A 16,845-nucleotide genomic window follows, 5' to 3' on the forward strand; every position below is an offset into this window, starting at 1 on the left:
AATGTCATATCGAGCGCAGTCGAGATAGCTTTGAAACGAGAAAGGTATTAATAGATTGGGTATTAGAAAAGTTTCAAACAACATGTTGAAAAAAAAAGAAAAACAATTGTAAAACAAGTGGTGTTGGTATTTAGAAGTTTCAAATGTCATTGCTATGCAAGCGAGAATCTATGTGTAAAGATAGAAGGCATTAGTGGATTTGGAATTAGGGATTAGAAAATTCCAAATGTCATATCGAGCGCAGTCGAGATAGCTTTGAAACGAGAAAGGTATTAATAGATTGGGTATTAGAAAAGTTTCAAACAACATGTTGAAAAAAAAGAAAAACAATTGTAAAACAAAGTGGATTCCGCATCAAGTGCGGAATGACACTTCGACAAGCTCAGTGTAAACAAACACTTCGACAAGCTCATCATAAAGAAAACATGAAAAATAAACAACAACCGAGCGAAGCGACCAATAATAAATCGACAAACAACAAACAACAAATAACAAACAACGAATAACAAACAACGAACAACGAATAACAAACAACAAACAACGAAATTCAAAATATAAAGCTCAAAATGTGTCACATCGAGAGCAGTCGAGATGTAAAATGAAAAAGTATTTTTAACCCAACACCCAACACCCAACACCCAACACCCAACACCCAACACCCAAAAAAATGACCAAACTAGAACAAACCGAAGGCTACCGCATCATTCACAATTGGATGGCAGAGAAAGGATTCTCGCCGTTTGATTTCCAGTTGAAAGCTTGGAAAAAATATGCGCAAAACTATCACGGACTCGTGGTGGCACCGACAGGTTTTGGAAAAACATATTCCATGTTTCTAGCGGTGTTGATTGATTATCTCAATCATCCAGAACAGTATAAAAAAGGCATCAAATTGCTTTGGATAAGTCCGTTGCGCTCGTTGGCGAAAGACTTGCAAATCGCGATGCAAACGGCGATTGACGAAATTGGACTCGATTGGCAAGCGGCAGTTCGAAACGGAGACACATCTACAGCAGTGCGACGCAAACAAGAACGCAACATGCCCGATATTTTACTCACCACACCCGAAACGATGCATTTGCTTTTCTCGCAAAAGAAAAACTCGCGTTGGTTCAAAAATGTACGTTGTGTCGTGGTGGACGAATGGCACGAATTGCTCTCTACAAAACGCGGCGTATTAACCGAATTGGCGATTGTACGATTACGTTCACTATCTTCAAAAATTCGAGTTTGGGGCGTTTCGGCAACTATTGGAAATTTAGAAGAAGCCAAAAATGTGTTGATTCCTTTTAAAGACGTCAAAACAACTATTGTTACTTCCAAAGAAAAGAAAAAACTTAAAATCATTTCCTTGTTGCCTGATGAGGTTGAATTGTTACCGTGGGCGGGACATTTGGGAAAACAACTCGCCAAAAGCGTGTTGCAAGTCATTTATAAAAACAACACAACGCTGGTGTTTACCAACACGCGAAATCAGGCAGAATTGTGGTATCAATTATTGTTAGATGCAGATGTGGATTTGGCAGGGCAAATCGCAATTCATCACGGTTCTATTGATGCCAAATTGCGCAATTGGATTGAGGATGCCATCAATCAAAACCTGTTGAAAGTTGTGGTGTGTACGTCGTCACTCGATTTAGGTGTCGATTTTAAACCGGTGGATTGTGTGGTGCAAGTTGGTTCAGCAAAGGGAATTGCGCGTTTCATTCAGCGCGCGGGACGTAGTGGACATTCACCGTATGAAGTTTCAAAAGTCTATTTTGTGCCGACGCATACGCTAGAATTGATTGAAGTTTCAGCCCTAAAAGAAGCCGTAAAACAACACGATGTGGAAGCACGTGAACCTATGGTGTTAACGTATGATGTGTTGGTGCAGTTTCTCGTAACACTTGCCGTTGGAGAAGGTTTTCAATGTGACGAAACGTTTGCAATGATTCAGCAAACTCATGCCTTTTCGTATATGACGAAAGACGATTTTGAATGGGCAATGCAATTCATTACCAAAGGCGGAACTACCCTAAATGCGTACGAGGAATTCCATAAAGTGGTGTACGACGACGAAAAGGAATTGTACGTGGTAAAAAGCAGACGTATCAGTATGTTGCATCGGATGAATATTGGTGCAATTGTGAGTGATGCCATGTTGCGCGTACGATATTTAAAAGGCGGACATTTAGGTATGATTGAAGAATATTTTATCTCAAAATTAAAAGTCGGAATGCCGTTTGTCCTTGCGGGAAGAATCTTGGAAATCGTGCACATCAAAGACATGACCGTTTTTGTGCGACGCAGCAAAGCGAAAAAAGCCATTACGCCAAGTTGGAAAGGTGGACGTTTGCCGTTAACGTCGTATTTGAGTCACTATTTACGTTTAAAGTTGAACGATGCCTTGCAACCGTCTACGCGAGAACGGGAACTGAAATTTTTAAATCCGTTGTTGACAACACAAAGCAAACACTCGCACATTCCGAAGTCGGACGAATTTTTGGTAGAAAAAATTCAGGCAAAAGAAGGGTGTCACTTGTTTTTCTATCCGTTTGAAGGGCGTTTGGTGAACGAGATTATGGCATCGTTGATTGCCTATCGCATCAGTAAATTACAACCAATTACCTTTTCCATTGCGATGAACGATTACGGTTTTGGCTTATTGAGCGATCAAGATATTCCGGTAACGGAAGAAAATTTAAAAGAAATTCTATCCAAAGAAAACCTCATGGACGATGTGATTGCCAGCATCAACGCATCGGAAGTGGCAAGTAGAAAGTTTCGCGATATTGCGGTCATTGCTGGCTTGGTGATACAATCGCAACCTGGCGCGCGTAAAACGAACAAAAGTTTGCAATCGTCTTCGAGTTTAATTTTTAAAGTGTTGGAAGATTACGAACCGAATAACTTACTTTTGCGGCAAGCGTATACCGAAGTTTTTAACGAGCAATTGGAAGAAGCACGTTTGCAAGAAGCATTTGACCGAATTTCAAAAAGTACCGTCATTTTAAAAGAAGCAAAAGGCTATACACCGCTGAGTTTTCCAATCAAAGTAGACGGATTGCGCAATACGATGAGCAACGAAAAGTTAAGCGATCGCATTGCACGACTCCAAAAACAACAATATAAAATACTAACGTGAAGATAGTTACGAAAGACATCCGTTTTGGTCATGAAATGTTAACCTTGACGAATCAGCGCGTGCTGTTTTGGAAAAAGCAACAGGCATTGGTGTTGTCGGACATTCATATTGGGAAAACAGCACATTTTCAGCAACACGGTATTGCTATTCCAGATACAGTTTTGTTAAAAGATTTGGAGCGATTGCAACTGTTGATACACTATTTTTCTCCTAAAAAGTTAATCGTTGTGGGCGATTTGTTTCATGCCGATTACAATCAGAATTTTGACGTTTTTGTACAATGGATGCAGCAATTTGACGGTTTGGAAAAAACACTCATTCGCGGAAATCACGATCGTTTTTCAACTGCATTTTACGAAAACTTAGGGTTTCACACTCAAAAACAACAACAATACAATGCATTGGTTTTTGTCCACGATGCTGTAAAAGTAGAAGAAGATACCTTTTATATTTCGGGACATATTCATCCAGGCGTTCGCATTCAAATGAAAGGCAGGCAGTATTTGAAACTTCCGTGTTTTCAAGTCAATTCCCAACAGTTAATTTTGCCAGCGTTCAGTCTTTTCACAGGATTAAACACACGCTCAGAACTAGAAAATGTTCGGAATTACGCCTTTACTGACGATGCGATTTTGGAGTTTTAGGCTGGTGTGTTGTCAGTTTGTTTTCTGTTTTTTGTTGTTTGTTGTTTGTTCTCAAACATAAGATGACAAAACAAGCCATAAAAAAGGCTAGCAGCAAAGCAACTAGCCCAAAATTCATAATTCATAATTCTGAATTAATCAACGTGTTTATGTGCTTTGTACGAAGAGCGCACCAACGCGCCACTTTCAACGTGACGAAATCCTAAATCGAGTCCGATTTGGCGATAACGGTCAAATTCGTCTGGCGTAACAAAACGTTGTACAGGCAAGTGTTTTTTACTTGGTTGTAAATACTGTCCAATCGTAACAACATCTACGTTTGCAGCACTTAAATCGTGCAGGGTTTCAATCACTTCTTCTTCCGTTTCTCCCAACCCTAACATAATACCCGATTTGGTACGGTTGATGCCTTGGTCTTTTAAATATTTCAAAACACCCAAACTACGGTCGTATTTCGCTTGAATTCGCACTTCGCGTGTCAAACGGCGTACGGTTTCCATATTGTGCGATACCACTTCTGGAGACACTTCCACAATACGATCTAGATGGCGTTCAATGCCTTGAAAATCTGGAATTAAAGTTTCTAAAGTCGTCGTAGGATTCATTCGGCGCACGGCTTTTACCGTTTCTGCCCAAATAATGCTTCCCATATCTTTTAAATCATCACGGTCTACCGAAGTCAACACCGCATGCTTAATTTTCATAATTTTTATAGAACGCGCTACTTTTTCAGGCTCGTCCCACGCAACTGTTTCTGGTCGTCCTGTTTTTACACCACAAAATCCGCACGAGCGCGTACATACATTTCCTAAAATCATAAACGTCGCTGTTCCTTCGCCCCAACATTCGCCCATATTCGGACAGCTTCCAGAGGTGCAAATCGTATTTAGTTTGTACTTATCTACCAAGCCACGAAGTTCTGTATATTTCTTTCCCGTTGGAAGCTTCACGCGAAGCCATTTCGGTTTTCCTTTTGGAGGTAATACACTTGCAGTTGTTTCTGTACTCATAAATCTTTTTCTTCTATGTGTAATTGAGCTACAAAGATACAAAGAATCTTATTGTTTATAGGATGTTCGTTTTTTTGTTTTTTTTTGTGGATATGTCTTTTCGTCGATTTGTCGATTTGTTCTTTCATTATCAACAACGAACAACAAACAACAAATAACGAACAACAAATAACGAAATTTAAAATGTAAAGCTCAAAATGTGTCACATCGAGCGCAGTCGAGATGTAAAATGAAAAAGTAATTTCCTAACACCCAACACCCAACACCCAACACCCAACACCCAACACCCAACACCCAACACCCAACACCCAACACCCAACACCCAACACCCAACACCTAACACCCAAAACCTGACAGACTGAGCCAAGTCGAAGTCAACACCTACAAAACAACCAAATACCAAACCGAGAATCCTACCAAAAACAAAATTCCAAACCAGCTTAAAATTCGCAATCCTAGCTTTGGTTGCCAAGCTTTTGGCGTGTGTTTACTTGTGATGAGGATGTAATTGGAAATAGCATAAAAAGGCGCGGTGACAAACGATAAAATGGTAGCAATTTCAATAAGCATCGCCATTTCTGATAAAAACTGTGTCATGATGATAATGGTTCCTGCAACGAGTACCAACATCCAAAAAATATAACTGTGTTTGATGTATTTCCCAAAGAGTAGTTGACTCGTTTTTGCCATTGCTCTTGGAGACGCATCTAAGGTTGTTAGTGTTGTGCTAAACATGGTTGTAAATGCTGCAATCGCAATGATGATGTACATGCCGCTTCCTAGGTTTTGCGTATATAAATCAATGAGTTGTTTGGCAAATACGCCGCCTTTTGGAGAGAATTCGATACCAGAATCGAACATGACGTATGCACCTAACGCCATAAAACAGATGCCTAAAATGATGGTAATGATAAAACCAAAATCGAAGTCGAATAGTGCGGTTTTGGGAGTGAATTTGTCTGTTTCTTGTCGTTTTTCAATTGCCCATAGCGAGTGCCATATTGAAATATCAAGCGGTGCAGGCATCCATCCCATAAAAACAATTAGTAGTGTCATGCCGCCAATTTCTGTTGGAAATACTTGTCCTGCAGTTAACGCTTCGTTTCCGTCAGTAAACGCAAAAAACACCGCAATAACCGTACTTATGGTTAGTGTGATGATGATAAATTTCATCAGTTTATCTAAAAACGAGTAGCGTCCCATCGCTAATACTCCTAAGCATATAAAAGTGATGATTGTACTCCAAATTCCCATTGAAAAATCGAGTCCGAAGAGTTGTTTTGCCAATCCTGCGGTTACAATGGTAACGGCGGTTTGTATGGTAAACATGGTGGCAAATGTGAGTAGGAAATAGGCAATTAACAATCCCTTGCCTAGTTTTTTGTAACCTTCTAACAAACTTTCGCCTGTCGCCGCTGCATATCGTGGTCCGAATTGGAAAAACGGATATTTACATAAGTTTACCAACAACAACGCCCATAACAACCCGAAGCCAAATTCAGCTCCTACTTTGGTGGAATTCACCAAGTGTGAAACGCCAATAGCTGCACCCGCAAATAATAAGCCTGGACCTAGTTTTTTAAGATTCAATTTCATCTTTAACTATACTATATACCATATTTACAATTTTTTTTGAGAAGTAAGTATTATTCTCATTTTTTAACTTTTCCACTGCTTGAAAATAGTTTATGTTTTTAAGTTTCAAATCAAAAATTGCTAGGATATAGAGTACACCATTTTTAGCTAAATCATTTTTCTCAGCAAGTGTACGTGCTTTCTTTTCATCAAGAAGCATAATATTAACATTACCTAATTCTTGGTTTTGTGCAAAAACTTCAGCTTCTCCTAAGTCCAATTTTTTATCCGTTCGATATAATTCTATTAACTCAGATCTAAACGCTTGGCACTTTTTGAACCAAATAGAGTTTTCTATGTAAAAATTTTCAAGAAATACATATCTTTTGGTTTGCTCTTCCTCTGTAATATTTTGAAAAAACTCATGCTCAACGGCTCTAGGAATGTAAACTTTGTTGTAAATTAAATTTAAATATTTAATTAAATTAAGATGATTTAAGCATATTAGTACTGATGTATCAATAATTGCACTTTTAAGCATATTAATCTTCTTTTGTAGCTGAAGAAATCGCCCATGCTGCTAATAAACCTAAACCTAAAGCTAATAGTACTTTTGCAGCACCATCATCTTTGTTTTTTGATTCTTTTTTATTTGTTAAATGTCCTTTATTTAATTGTTTATCTAGGAAGCTTGCAATTTTTTTTATTGAATTATCAATATCATAAAAATTTATAGGAAAAAATTTAACATTATTTCCCTTTACTGGAATATTGGGTTTGTTTTGGTGTTGATTGAATGCTATCACGATAGGCTTACCTATACTATCTGCATAAATTAATTCATTTTTTAAGTTTTCACTTTGATGAAGGTCAGTTGAGAAACTTAATATAAAAGATGACCTTTCAATTCTTTTTTTCGTTTCTGAATGTAGCAAATTACCAAAAACTCCTCTATATGGTAAATCTACATTAAAGCCATAAAGATTTGATAGTGTTTGTAATCTTAGTGCAGTGTTTTCTCCACTTTCAGAACCTACATTATAAGTAACAAATACATTTTTCATACACTAAAGATATTGTAATACAATAAATATTTCAAAAAATATAACAACTAACTTTATTTTTCTTGAATAATTTCAGCAAGCAGCTTTCTGGCACGTAGTAATTTTACTTTTACATTGTTCATGGGCTCTTGCAATTGCTCGGAAATTTCCTTGTAACTCAACTCTTGAAAGTAACGCAAATTGATGATTTCCTGATAATGCGGCTTGAGTTTTTTGATATCGCGCAACAACTTTGCTAAGTTTTGTTCTGTGATGATTTTATCTTCGGGAGTGGGCGCATCGTCAATGATTTGATAGACTTCTTCTTCCTGTTCTTCCGTAGTTCCTATGATTTTTTTTCGCTTCCGCAGAAAGTCTATATGAACGTTTTTTGATATTGCGATAAGCCAGGTTTTAAACTTGTAATTTTCATCAAACGTGTCAATTTTGTCAAAAGCTTTGGAGAAGGTTTGAATGGTAATATCTTCCGCATCGTTCTCGTTTTGAACGCGTTTGAGTTGAAAGCCGTAGACATCATTCCAAAAAGAATTCAGCAAAAAATTGAAAGCGACCTGATTGCCCAATTTTGCTTTTTGAATGTATGCTTTCAGAATCGTTTCTGCTATTTCCAATGCGTCGGTTTTGAAATCTTGTTCGCTATAAAGATACCAAATTGAACCATAAGTAAAAAGAGTTCCAAAAATGGAAGTAGATACAACGTGTCTTGCTCTTTGAGTTTATTCGCTGAAATTCCAATAACAAGGTATTGAATTGCTATACGAATTCCTAAAAGACCAAGTGCAAACAACCACATATTTGTGCATAGGACGAAAATGGTAAGCGCCCAAAATGCTACTTGCGAACTATAAAAAAGACCTAATAAGAATTTGTGAATGAATTTGTAATGTGTCGCCGTACTGACATGTCGTCTTTTTTGTCGAAACCAAGCTTTAAAACTTGTTTTTGGTTGTGAAATGGTAACACTGTTTTGAGAATAACAAATTGCGGTGTTCTTGCCCGTTGCAGCATCTTTGATGAACAAATCGTCATCGCCCGAACGGATTTTGATATGATTGATAAAACCGTTGACTCTAAAGAATTCGCTTCGGTGGTACGCCATATTTCGACCAACTGCCGTGTAGGGAATGCCCAGTTTTGTATAACTGAACGCTTGTACGGCTGCCATGAGCGTTTCAAATCGTATCAAAAGGTTGAGGAATGAATGTTTCTTTCTCGCGTAAGCGCCATAGCCAATAATAATTTTCTTTGTGCTAGAAAAATGTTGTGTGATTTCTGCCAACCAACTTTTAGAAGCAGGCACACAATCGGCGTCGGTAAATACCAAATAATCGTTTTTAGCGGCTTTGATTCCTAAGGTAAGTGCGTATTTTTTATTTCCCCAAAACGCTTCATTATTTTCTACGTTGACAATTTTGATAGTGTTGTTTTCAGCTTCAAATTGCTCCATGATTTCCAATGTTTCATCGGAAGAAGCATCGTTTATCAAAACAATTTCAAAGCTTTGATAGGCTTGTTGCAACAATTGCGGAATAAGAGTGTTGAGGTTTTTAGCTTCGTTTTTTGCGCAAACAATCACAGAAACAGGAAGATTTTGTGGTTTGCTGCGTTTCTTTTTTTCAAAAGCAAACAGACTAAAAAGGAGAAAATAAAGCAGTTGAACAGCCGTAACAGCTATTAAAGCATACAGAAAATAGAGTGTCATACAACTAGGAGCGAGGCTGAGAGATTATTGGTGTTGTGGCTCAGAGCAGGTGTCAAATTGATCAGGCGTTTTTCCACAGAATCCGCAAGCTTCTCCATTTTTGTTCAACATTGGATTTTGACTTGCGCAGGTTCCCGCAAATTTACCATCTTTTTTTGCCCAAAGTTTGATAGCAATTCCAGCAAAACACAGCAATAATAATCCAATCGTCAATAATACAAGTTTCATCTGTTTTCGTCTTTTTAAAATCTCTGCAAAGATACGGTTTTTTGTGGAATTATTTATGCGTATCTTGTAGTAGGGTTACATGGTACTTGCGTCGAAATGTTTTAATCGTTTCTATTGAATGCTTCGTGAGCATCGCCTCGAAATTGTGAATCTCAAAAATATAAGCTATGAAATACATAAAGATACTTTTTACACTGTTGTTTTTGGTGTCGTGTACGGCACCTAAAGCATTTTTTGATTACGATACACGAACAGATTTTACCCAATATAAAAGCTATAATTTTTATCCAGATATTGAAACTGGTTTGGAAAAATTAGACGAAAAAAGATTGTTTCGCTTGACGGATTCATTGATGCAAGCGCGCGGTTTTGTACGAACAGCAACACCAGATTTTTACATCAATATTGAAACAGGTTTTTTTGAACCAAATAATGATGGAGCTGTTGGCGTGGGCGTTGGTGGCACAGGAAGAAATGTTGGTGGCGGCATTAGCATAGGATTGCCAATTGGGAGTTCGAATCACAATCATGAAATTGTTTTTGATTTGGTGGATGTTCGGAAAGACCAATTGTACTGGCAAGCAATTGTGAAAGGATATTTTGACGAAGAAGCCACACCTGAAGAACGTGAAACTTATTTTAGAGCTGTCTTGTTAAAAGCTTTTGAGAAGTACCCGCCTGAGAAATGATAAGTGTTGGATGTTGGATGTTGAATGTTGAATGTTGGATGTTGAATGTTGAATGTTGGATGTTGGATGTTGGATGTTGAATTGTGATTTTTGGATTGTAAATGTTGAATTGTTTTTAACGTGATAAAGTTTAGAAATTCTCAGTACTAAAAAAGCAAAAAAAAGATGCTCAACTAACTGAACATCTTTAGTGAATTAATAAATAAACCAATGTAACCATCGATTTTTACCTAGCGCAAAAATCAATAGTTAAGTGTAAAAGTGTCTTTCAGTTTTGTATCTGAACTACCGCCGACGAAAACTTCAAAATCGCCAGCCTCTACCATATATTTTCCTTGATTGTTATAGAATCCAAGTTCTTTGTTGGTTAGCATGAATTCAATGGTTTTGGTCTCTCCTTTTTTGAAATGAACCAATTCAAAGCCTTTTAATTCTTTTACAGGACGTGTAATGCTTCCAAATAAATCGCGAATGTATAATTGCACAACTTCTTTTCCGTCATAATTCCCTGTATTTGTTATGTCGACAGTTACCTTGATATTGTCACCAATACTGAATTTGTCGCCATGAACTTTGAAGTTTTTATACTCAAAAGTTGTATAGCTTAAACCGTGACCAAATACCCACAACGGCGTATTTTCTTTGTCAATATAGTGCGACCAAAAGACGTTATCATTATCGTTGGTTGGTCGTCCAGTGCTTTTATGATTGTAATAAATTGGAATTTGTCCCACATTTCTTGGAAAAGTCATTGGTAGTTTTCCACTCGGATTGTAATCGCCATACAGCACTTGTGCAATCGCGTTTCCTGATTGGGTTCCTAGTTGCCAACCTTCAACAATAGCAGGAATGTGTTCTGCTGCCCATTCAATAGCCAATGGTCGTCCGTTGTTTAAAACGAGGACAATATTTTTATTAACGGCATAAACAGCTTCCAACAATTCTTGTTGTAATCCTGGTAAATCCAATTCCGTTCTGCTTCGCGCTTCACCACTTTGAAAACCATGTTCGCCCAATACCATCACTACAACGTCTGCAGTTTTTGCTGCCGCTACGGCTTCTTTCATGCCATCGCGATTGGTAGTGTTTAATACTACTTCTTCAATGAACGCAGCATGTCCGTCAACCAAATCAACTCCTTTTTCGTGTATGAGTGTGTTTCCTGTGTATTTTTTCATTCCTTCTAACACAGAAACTGCTGTGTTATCGTCAGAAGCAATACGCCAACTTCCTAATGGACTGTTTTTATCAGCAGCAAGCGGACCAATCAACGCTATTTTTTGTCCTTTCTTTTGCAGTGGAAGTAGATTCTGTTCGTTTTTTAATAATACAATAGATTTTTTAGCTACATCCAATACTGCTTCGTGATGTTCCGCTTTTCCAATGACTGCTTTTTCGGTTTCAGAATCGCAATAGATATATGGATTGTCAAACAATCCCAATTCGAACTTTACTTTTAAAATTCTACGGACAGCGTCGTCAATAACACTTTCGGCAACAATGCCATCTTCCACCAACTGCACCAACTCACGAATGTATACGTATCCTTCCATGTCTAAGTCAGAACCTGCTTTTGAAGCAATGATAGCTGCTTGACGTTTGTCTTTGGCATGTCCCCAAAAAATCAACTCGTTGATAGAAGCCCAATCGGACACCACAAAACCTTCAAAATTCCATGCGCCTTTTAGGATATCGCGTTGAAGAAATTCACTTCCAGTTACTGGAATGCCATTCAATTCGTTGAACGAATTCATAAAGGTTTTAACGCCGCTATCAGCCGCCGCTTTAAATGGCGGAAGTACCGTGTTGTATAATGTAGAAGTTCCAATATCGACACTGTTGTATTCTTTTCCCGCTTCTGAAAACCCGTATGCGGCAAAGTGTTTGGCACAGGCTGCAATAGAATGTTTGTCTGACAAGTCATCGCCTTGAAAACCTTGTACACGTGCGCGGGCAATTTTACTTCCCAAATACGGATCTTCTCCGCCGCCTTCCATAACGCGTCCCCAACGTGGATCTCTTGAAATATCTACCATTGGAGCAAATGTCCAGTTAATTCCTGCTGCAGACGCTTCGGTTGCTGCCACACGCGCTGATTTTTCAATGGCTTCCAAATCCCAACTTGCAGATTCTGCTAGCGGAATTGGACTGAGTGTTTTGTATCCGTGAATCACGTCAAATCCTATCAATAAAGGAATGCCTAAGCGTGTTTCTTCTACAGCAATGCGTTGTACTTCTTTTACATTTTCAGCACCGCGAACGCTCAACATAGCTCCAACCCAACCTTTTCGAAGATGTTCGTATTTTAATTTGGCAGAACCTTCTTTTGGTGTAGGTCCAGTAACATCCCAAAAACCGTTGTATAAATTCATTTGTCCCACTTTTTCATCCAGTGTCATTTTTTCAAGTAACGAATCTACTCGTTGTTCAATGGGTGTTATTTTTAAAACTTCCATGTTTGCATTACTTTTTTTGTTCATGACAAATCCAAAAAAACTAAACGTCATTCCTGCTGCTATTAGTATTTTGTAGTGTCTTTTAATCATCGGTTTAGGTGTTTTGGATTGTTGTTGTAAAAGTATGATATTAAACTATGCTGAATTATACATAAATAATCAAAACATGATATTTTTTTACAATTAGAAGTCAAAAAAAGTTTAAAAATGATAAAATAGTATCATAATACTTTTTGGATTCCGTTAAATTCTGCACGGAACTCACTTGGAGTTGCTTTTTTTATTTTTTTAAACATTCTATTAAAATGTGCTAGATTGTTAAAGCCACATTTATATGCGATTTCACCTACGCTCATATCGGTTTCTAGAAGAAAACGCGTGGCGTAACTTACGCGCGTGCTATTGGTAAAAGCGATGAAGGTTTTGCCTGTTCTGCTCTTGATAAAACGGTTAAAAGAAACAGGTGTCATGTTGATTAAAGAAGAGATTTCATCCAATGTAATTTTACGGTCAAAGTTATTTTGAATGTACTCGTAAATCTTCTTAATCTTATCGCTGTTTTCAAATTCGTTGTAGTTTGAAAATGAAGTGGATAAAAGCTTCTGATTTCGGGAATTTGACAAATCTTGTAAAATGGAAATAAATTCTAAAAAGTAGTCAATTCCAGAGGTTTTAGGGAGTTCGAGTAATCTCGGCATGATTTCTTCGGTAACTTTTTCCGAAAATAAAATTCCGTGAATCGATCTGTTTAACATATCTCGAATAGATTTAAACACTCTTCGCGATAAAAGCTTTTCATCTAACAAGTCGTTGTGAATGTGAATCGTAATTTCGTGAATTTCTTTGTTTTTGCAATTGTGCAATTCCCAACAATGTGGCAAATTGGGGCCTACTAGTACTAGTTCGTATTTTCCAATTTCCTCCATGTGGTCTCCAATAACTCTTCGAACACCATCGCCATTGTAAATAAAGTTTAACTCGTATTCAGGGTGAAAATGTAGGGGGAAATCGAATTCGTCTTTCACTCTGTAGTAAACGAGAAAGCTGTCGGCTTGCGATAGTTGCGTTATCTCTCTATGAATCTTTTTTTGCATGAACTTAGGAGCTTGTTTTAACACAATTTTATCAAAAATATATTGACATTTGATAAAATTGTATTAAACATTTGTTAATATTGAATATACATTTGTGCAAATAAAATGATTTTTTGTTAAAAAGATGAAAATAATGTAACGTGTTTATTGAATTTTTAATAATAAACGTCCTTTAAAATGCTTTTTATCTAACAAATAGCCTAATTAATTAACACTTATGAAAAACAAATTTTTAAAAAACTTTTTCCTGATACTACTGCTGTCTTCCTTCAGTATTTTATCTGCGCAAGACATTTCAGGAGTTGTTTCAGATGCTACGGGACCAGTTCCTGGCGTAAATGTTTCCGTGAAAGGAACCAATAATGGAACAGCCACAGATTTTGATGGTAAGTACACTATTAAAAACGTAAAGTCGACCGACATTTTAGTATTTAGTTATGTAGGTTACAAAACCCAAGAAATTCCTGTAGGAGAACAAACAACAATCAATGTTACGCTTGAGTCCGATCAAAATGCGTTAGATGAGGTAGTCGTAGTAGGATACGGTGCAAAAAAGAAGAGTTTGGTTACGGGTGCTATTTCGAGTGTGGATGCGGAAGATATTAAAAGTGTGTCCAATCAACGAGTAGAGCAAGCATTACAAGGACGTACGTCGGGTGTAACGGTTTCGTCATCTTCTGGTTCGCCAGGTTCAGGTGCTCGAATCCGTATTAGAGGTACAGGTTCTAGTGGTTCTTCTGAGCCGTTATTTATTGTAGACGGTATGAAAGTGTCTAACATAGATAACATTCCACCATCTGACATTGAAAACTTAGAAGTATTAAAAGATGCAGCTTCGGCAGCAATTTACGGTACAGAAGGAGCAAATGGTGTTATCATCATTACAACAAAAAGTGGAAAAGGAAAAGACGTTAAAGTAAATTTCAGTTCACAACTCGGATTCCAGTTTTTAAATAGCGATATCGAATTGATGAATGCTTCACAATTTGTAACCTATATGAATGAAGCTGGTGTAACTTCTGTAGTAGATAATGGCATCGATACCAATTGGATTGATGAAGTGTTTGATACCGCGTTTATGCAACGTTACGACGTAAGTTTATCAGGAGAAGCTGCTGGGATTTCCTATTATGCATCGATAGCACATACCGATCAAGATGGTATTGTAGCTAAAGAAAATTCTTCATTCAAAAGAACAGCCTTGCGTTTAAACTTAAAAACAAATGTAACCAAATGGTTTGAAGCGGGTGTAAGCGCTACTACCTCATTTATAAAAAGAAGAGGAGTGCAAGAAAATAATGACACTAGAGGTGTTATTCAAAATGCGTTGGTGCTCGATCCGTTAACACCAGTAACATACGCGCCAGGTACGGTGCCGCAAGAAGTATTTGACAGAGCAGCTAATAACGGTTTTCCAGATGTTCCAGTGTTGAGAGATAGCAACGGAAATGTGTATGGATATCCAGCCTATTCCACAGGTGAAGTATTGAACCCTGTAGCGTTTGCAGATGTCAACAGAACATTAAATACAAACAATCAATTCTTATCTACCATCTATGGTAAATTTACCATCTTAGAAGGTTTAACCTTTACCTCACGATTTGGATATGAATATGGCGATTTCTTAAATGAAAATACCATCAGACCGTATTTTGTAGCGTCAGAAGCACAAAATACAACCTATACCATGTCAGAAACAAGAGTTCGTAATGAGCGTTGGTTGTGGGAAAACTTTGCTTCCTACACAAAATCGTATGGAGACCATAACTTTTCTTTATTAGCAGGGTATTCAGCAGAAGACTACGAAGTGCCAACAATTTCTTCACGAACAGGTTCAGTAGCTATTCCTGATTTTCCAGGATTCGATTTAGATTTGCCAGGCTACACAATTGATGACGTCACAGAAAATGTAGTGACATTTAGAGACAACTTAGTATCTATGTACGGTAGATTATCGTATGACTATGCAGGAAAGTATTTATTTGAAGCTTCTTTCAGACGTGACCGTTCAGACAAATTTCCAACAGGAAACAAAGCAGGTAATTTTCCGGCAGTTTCAGCAGGTTGGGTGCTTTCTAAAGAAGACTTTTGGAAACAAGATTCGTTTCTAAATTATTTGAAAGTACGTGGTAGCTGGGGACAAAATGGTAACAAATCAAACTTAGGAGGAAATTCAGACATTATCAGTATTACACGAAATATTGGCGGATTACCAATTAACTATCTAGGACAAGGCGGAGCGCAAATTACAGGATTTGCCAATACCAACCTTGTTTGGGAAACGTCTACGCAAACCAACTTTGGTATCGATTTGAGAGCGTTAGACAATAAATTACGCTTCTCGGTTGATTATTTCAACAAAACAACAGAAGACTTAATTGTTTCTGACGGAAGTTTAATTACACCAGGTTCTGCAGGATTTACTTCTAATGAATTCAACGCAGGAACAATTGTCAATAAAGGTTTCGAATTTGAAGTTGGATATGCAAACAACGACAATGCGTTCAAATATCAAATCAACGCCAACTTATCTACGTTAGATAATGAGGTAACAGAAATTTTATTCCTGCCACAAGGAACCTCCATCGAAGGAGCAGGAGCACCTCAAAACGATGATGGAATTACACGTTTCACAGAAGGATTGCCAGCATGGTACTTTTTCGGATATCAAACAAACGGCGTAGATCCAGCAACAGGAGAATTAAGAAGAGTAGATACTGACGGTGACGGAAACATCACAAATGCTGATAAAACCTTTATCGGTTCGCCACATCCAGATGTATTATTTGGAGGAAATATCGGAATGCAATACAAAGCATTTGACTTTAACTTGCAATTTCAAGGAAGCTTAGGGAATGATATATTTACATCGTTCAATCAGCCTTCACGACCTATCACGAACAAACTAGTTCACTATTTTGATGACAGATGGCAAAACCCAGGCGATGTTGCCGCGTTTCCATCATCTGCAACAATTACAGATGCGTATGACACTGACTTAATGGTGGAAGACGGTTCGTATATGAGAATTAAGCAAATACAACTAGGATATACACTGCCTCAACGTATATCTGAAAAGTTACATGTAAATAATCTTAGATTATATGTATCTTTAGATGACTACTTTACATTCACTAAATACCGAGGATTGGATCCTGAAATCGGGAACTTCGGATTTAATGATATTGGAGTAGATAGAGGATATTACCCAACCGCAGCAAGAATGATATTTGGGTTGGCATTAGACTTTTAATCA

13 protein-coding genes are annotated in these 16,845 nt (G+C 37.6%); 4 read left to right on the forward strand and 9 right to left on the reverse strand.

What is annotated here, in order from left to right:
- The first annotated feature begins 667 nt into the window (after window positions 1-667).
- Both C8N46_RS12180 and pdeM read left to right on the forward strand, forming a co-directional pair.
- Window positions 668-3,127 carry a ligase-associated DNA damage response DEXH box helicase gene (locus tag C8N46_RS12180; protein WP_108115176.1) on the forward strand — a complete coding sequence of 820 codons (2,460 nt, stop codon included), beginning with the start codon at window positions 668-670 and terminating at the stop codon, window positions 3,125-3,127.
- Window positions 3,124-3,771, forward strand: a complete 648-nt coding sequence (pdeM, locus tag C8N46_RS12185; RefSeq protein WP_108115177.1) for a ligase-associated DNA damage response endonuclease PdeM — start codon at window positions 3,124-3,126, stop codon at window positions 3,769-3,771. Before C8N46_RS12180 ends, pdeM begins: the two co-directional genes overlap by 4 nt.
- Window positions 3,772-3,905: 134 nt before the next feature.
- Here the strand turns inward: pdeM and lipA are convergent, their stop codons facing one another.
- The 7 genes from lipA to C8N46_RS12225 all read right to left on the reverse strand — a co-directional run bounded on the left by lipA (window position 3,906) and on the right by C8N46_RS12225 (window position 9,350).
- On the reverse strand, window positions 3,906-4,781 hold the full coding sequence (lipA, locus tag C8N46_RS12190; RefSeq protein ID WP_108115178.1) for a lipoyl synthase: 876 nt from the start codon (window positions 4,779-4,781) through the stop codon (window positions 3,906-3,908).
- Between the two features lie 381 nt (window positions 4,782-5,162).
- Entirely contained in the window at window positions 5,163-6,377 is a 1,215-nt protein-coding gene (locus tag C8N46_RS12200; protein ID WP_108115179.1) for an Nramp family divalent metal transporter, read from the reverse strand.
- Complete coding sequence (locus C8N46_RS12205; protein WP_108115180.1) at window positions 6,361-6,897, reverse strand: hypothetical protein; 537 nt, start codon at window positions 6,895-6,897, stop codon at window positions 6,361-6,363. Before C8N46_RS12205 ends, C8N46_RS12200 begins: the two co-directional genes overlap by 17 nt.
- 1 nt (window position 6,898) lies before the next feature.
- Window positions 6,899-7,420, reverse strand: coding sequence for a hypothetical protein (locus C8N46_RS12210; RefSeq protein WP_108115181.1), 522 nt, complete (start codon window positions 7,418-7,420; stop codon window positions 6,899-6,901).
- A gap of 53 nt (window positions 7,421-7,473) precedes the next feature.
- Window positions 7,474-8,031, reverse strand: coding sequence for an RNA polymerase sigma factor (locus tag C8N46_RS12215; protein ID WP_108115182.1), 558 nt, complete (start codon window positions 8,029-8,031; stop codon window positions 7,474-7,476).
- Entirely contained in the window at window positions 8,022-9,122 is a 1,101-nt protein-coding gene (locus C8N46_RS12220) for a glycosyltransferase (protein ID WP_108115183.1), read from the reverse strand. Before C8N46_RS12220 ends, C8N46_RS12215 begins: the two co-directional genes overlap by 10 nt.
- 24 nt (window positions 9,123-9,146) lie before the next feature.
- Window positions 9,147-9,350: a membrane or secreted protein gene (locus C8N46_RS12225; protein WP_108115184.1), complete on the reverse strand. Its 204-nt coding sequence runs from the start codon at window positions 9,348-9,350 to the stop codon at window positions 9,147-9,149.
- 167 nt (window positions 9,351-9,517) lie between these two features.
- Here C8N46_RS12225 and C8N46_RS12230 point away from each other — a divergent pair, with 167 nt between their 5' ends.
- Complete coding sequence (locus tag C8N46_RS12230) at window positions 9,518-10,039, forward strand: DUF4136 domain-containing protein (protein ID WP_108115185.1); 522 nt, start codon at window positions 9,518-9,520, stop codon at window positions 10,037-10,039.
- A 242-nt stretch (window positions 10,040-10,281) separates the two neighbouring features.
- Here C8N46_RS12230 and bglX read toward each other — a convergent pair whose 3' ends face one another.
- Together bglX and C8N46_RS12240 are read right to left on the reverse strand one after the other, a co-directional pair.
- Window positions 10,282-12,585, reverse strand: a complete 2,304-nt coding sequence (gene bglX / locus C8N46_RS12235) for a beta-glucosidase BglX (protein ID WP_394340257.1) — start codon at window positions 12,583-12,585, stop codon at window positions 10,282-10,284.
- A 131-nt stretch (window positions 12,586-12,716) separates the two neighbouring features.
- Window positions 12,717-13,589, reverse strand: a complete 873-nt coding sequence (locus tag C8N46_RS12240) for an AraC family transcriptional regulator (RefSeq protein ID WP_108115186.1) — start codon at window positions 13,587-13,589, stop codon at window positions 12,717-12,719.
- A gap of 217 nt (window positions 13,590-13,806) precedes the next feature.
- Between C8N46_RS12240 and C8N46_RS12245 the strand changes: the two genes are divergently transcribed.
- A complete protein-coding gene (locus tag C8N46_RS12245; RefSeq protein WP_108115187.1) occupies window positions 13,807-16,842 on the forward strand; it encodes a SusC/RagA family TonB-linked outer membrane protein in 3,036 nt (1,011 codons plus the stop codon).
- Window positions 16,843-16,845 lie beyond the last annotated feature (3 nt).

The organism is Kordia periserrulae (assembly GCF_003054265.1).
Taxonomy (GTDB): Bacteria; Bacteroidota; Bacteroidia; order Flavobacteriales; family Flavobacteriaceae; genus Kordia; species Kordia periserrulae.

Excerpts from the sequence above, each read along its gene's own strand:
- C8N46_RS12225 (WP_108115184.1), bottom strand. The coding sequence starts at position 9,350 with ATGAAACTTGTATTATTGACGATTGGATTATTATTGCTGTGTTTTGCT.
- C8N46_RS12230 (WP_108115185.1), top strand. The coding sequence starts at position 9,518 with ATGAAATACATAAAGATACTTTTTACACTGTTGTTTTTGGTGTCGTGT.
- C8N46_RS12240 (WP_108115186.1), bottom strand. The coding sequence starts at position 13,589 with ATGCAAAAAAAGATTCATAGAGAGATAACGCAACTATCGCAAGCCGAC.
- C8N46_RS12245 (WP_108115187.1), top strand. The coding sequence starts at position 13,807 with ATGAAAAACAAATTTTTAAAAAACTTTTTCCTGATACTACTGCTGTCT.
- C8N46_RS12180 (WP_108115176.1), top strand. The coding sequence starts at position 668 with ATGACCAAACTAGAACAAACCGAAGGCTACCGCATCATTCACAATTGG.
- bglX (WP_394340257.1), bottom strand. The coding sequence starts at position 12,585 with ATGATTAAAAGACACTACAAAATACTAATAGCAGCAGGAATGACGTTT.
- C8N46_RS12205 (WP_108115180.1), bottom strand. The coding sequence starts at position 6,897 with ATGCTTAAAAGTGCAATTATTGATACATCAGTACTAATATGCTTAAAT.
- lipA (WP_108115178.1), bottom strand. The coding sequence starts at position 4,781 with ATGAGTACAGAAACAACTGCAAGTGTATTACCTCCAAAAGGAAAACCG.
- C8N46_RS12210 (WP_108115181.1), bottom strand. The coding sequence starts at position 7,420 with ATGAAAAATGTATTTGTTACTTATAATGTAGGTTCTGAAAGTGGAGAA.
- C8N46_RS12200 (WP_108115179.1), bottom strand. The coding sequence starts at position 6,377 with ATGAAATTGAATCTTAAAAAACTAGGTCCAGGCTTATTATTTGCGGGT.
- C8N46_RS12220 (WP_108115183.1), bottom strand. The coding sequence starts at position 9,122 with ATGACACTCTATTTTCTGTATGCTTTAATAGCTGTTACGGCTGTTCAA.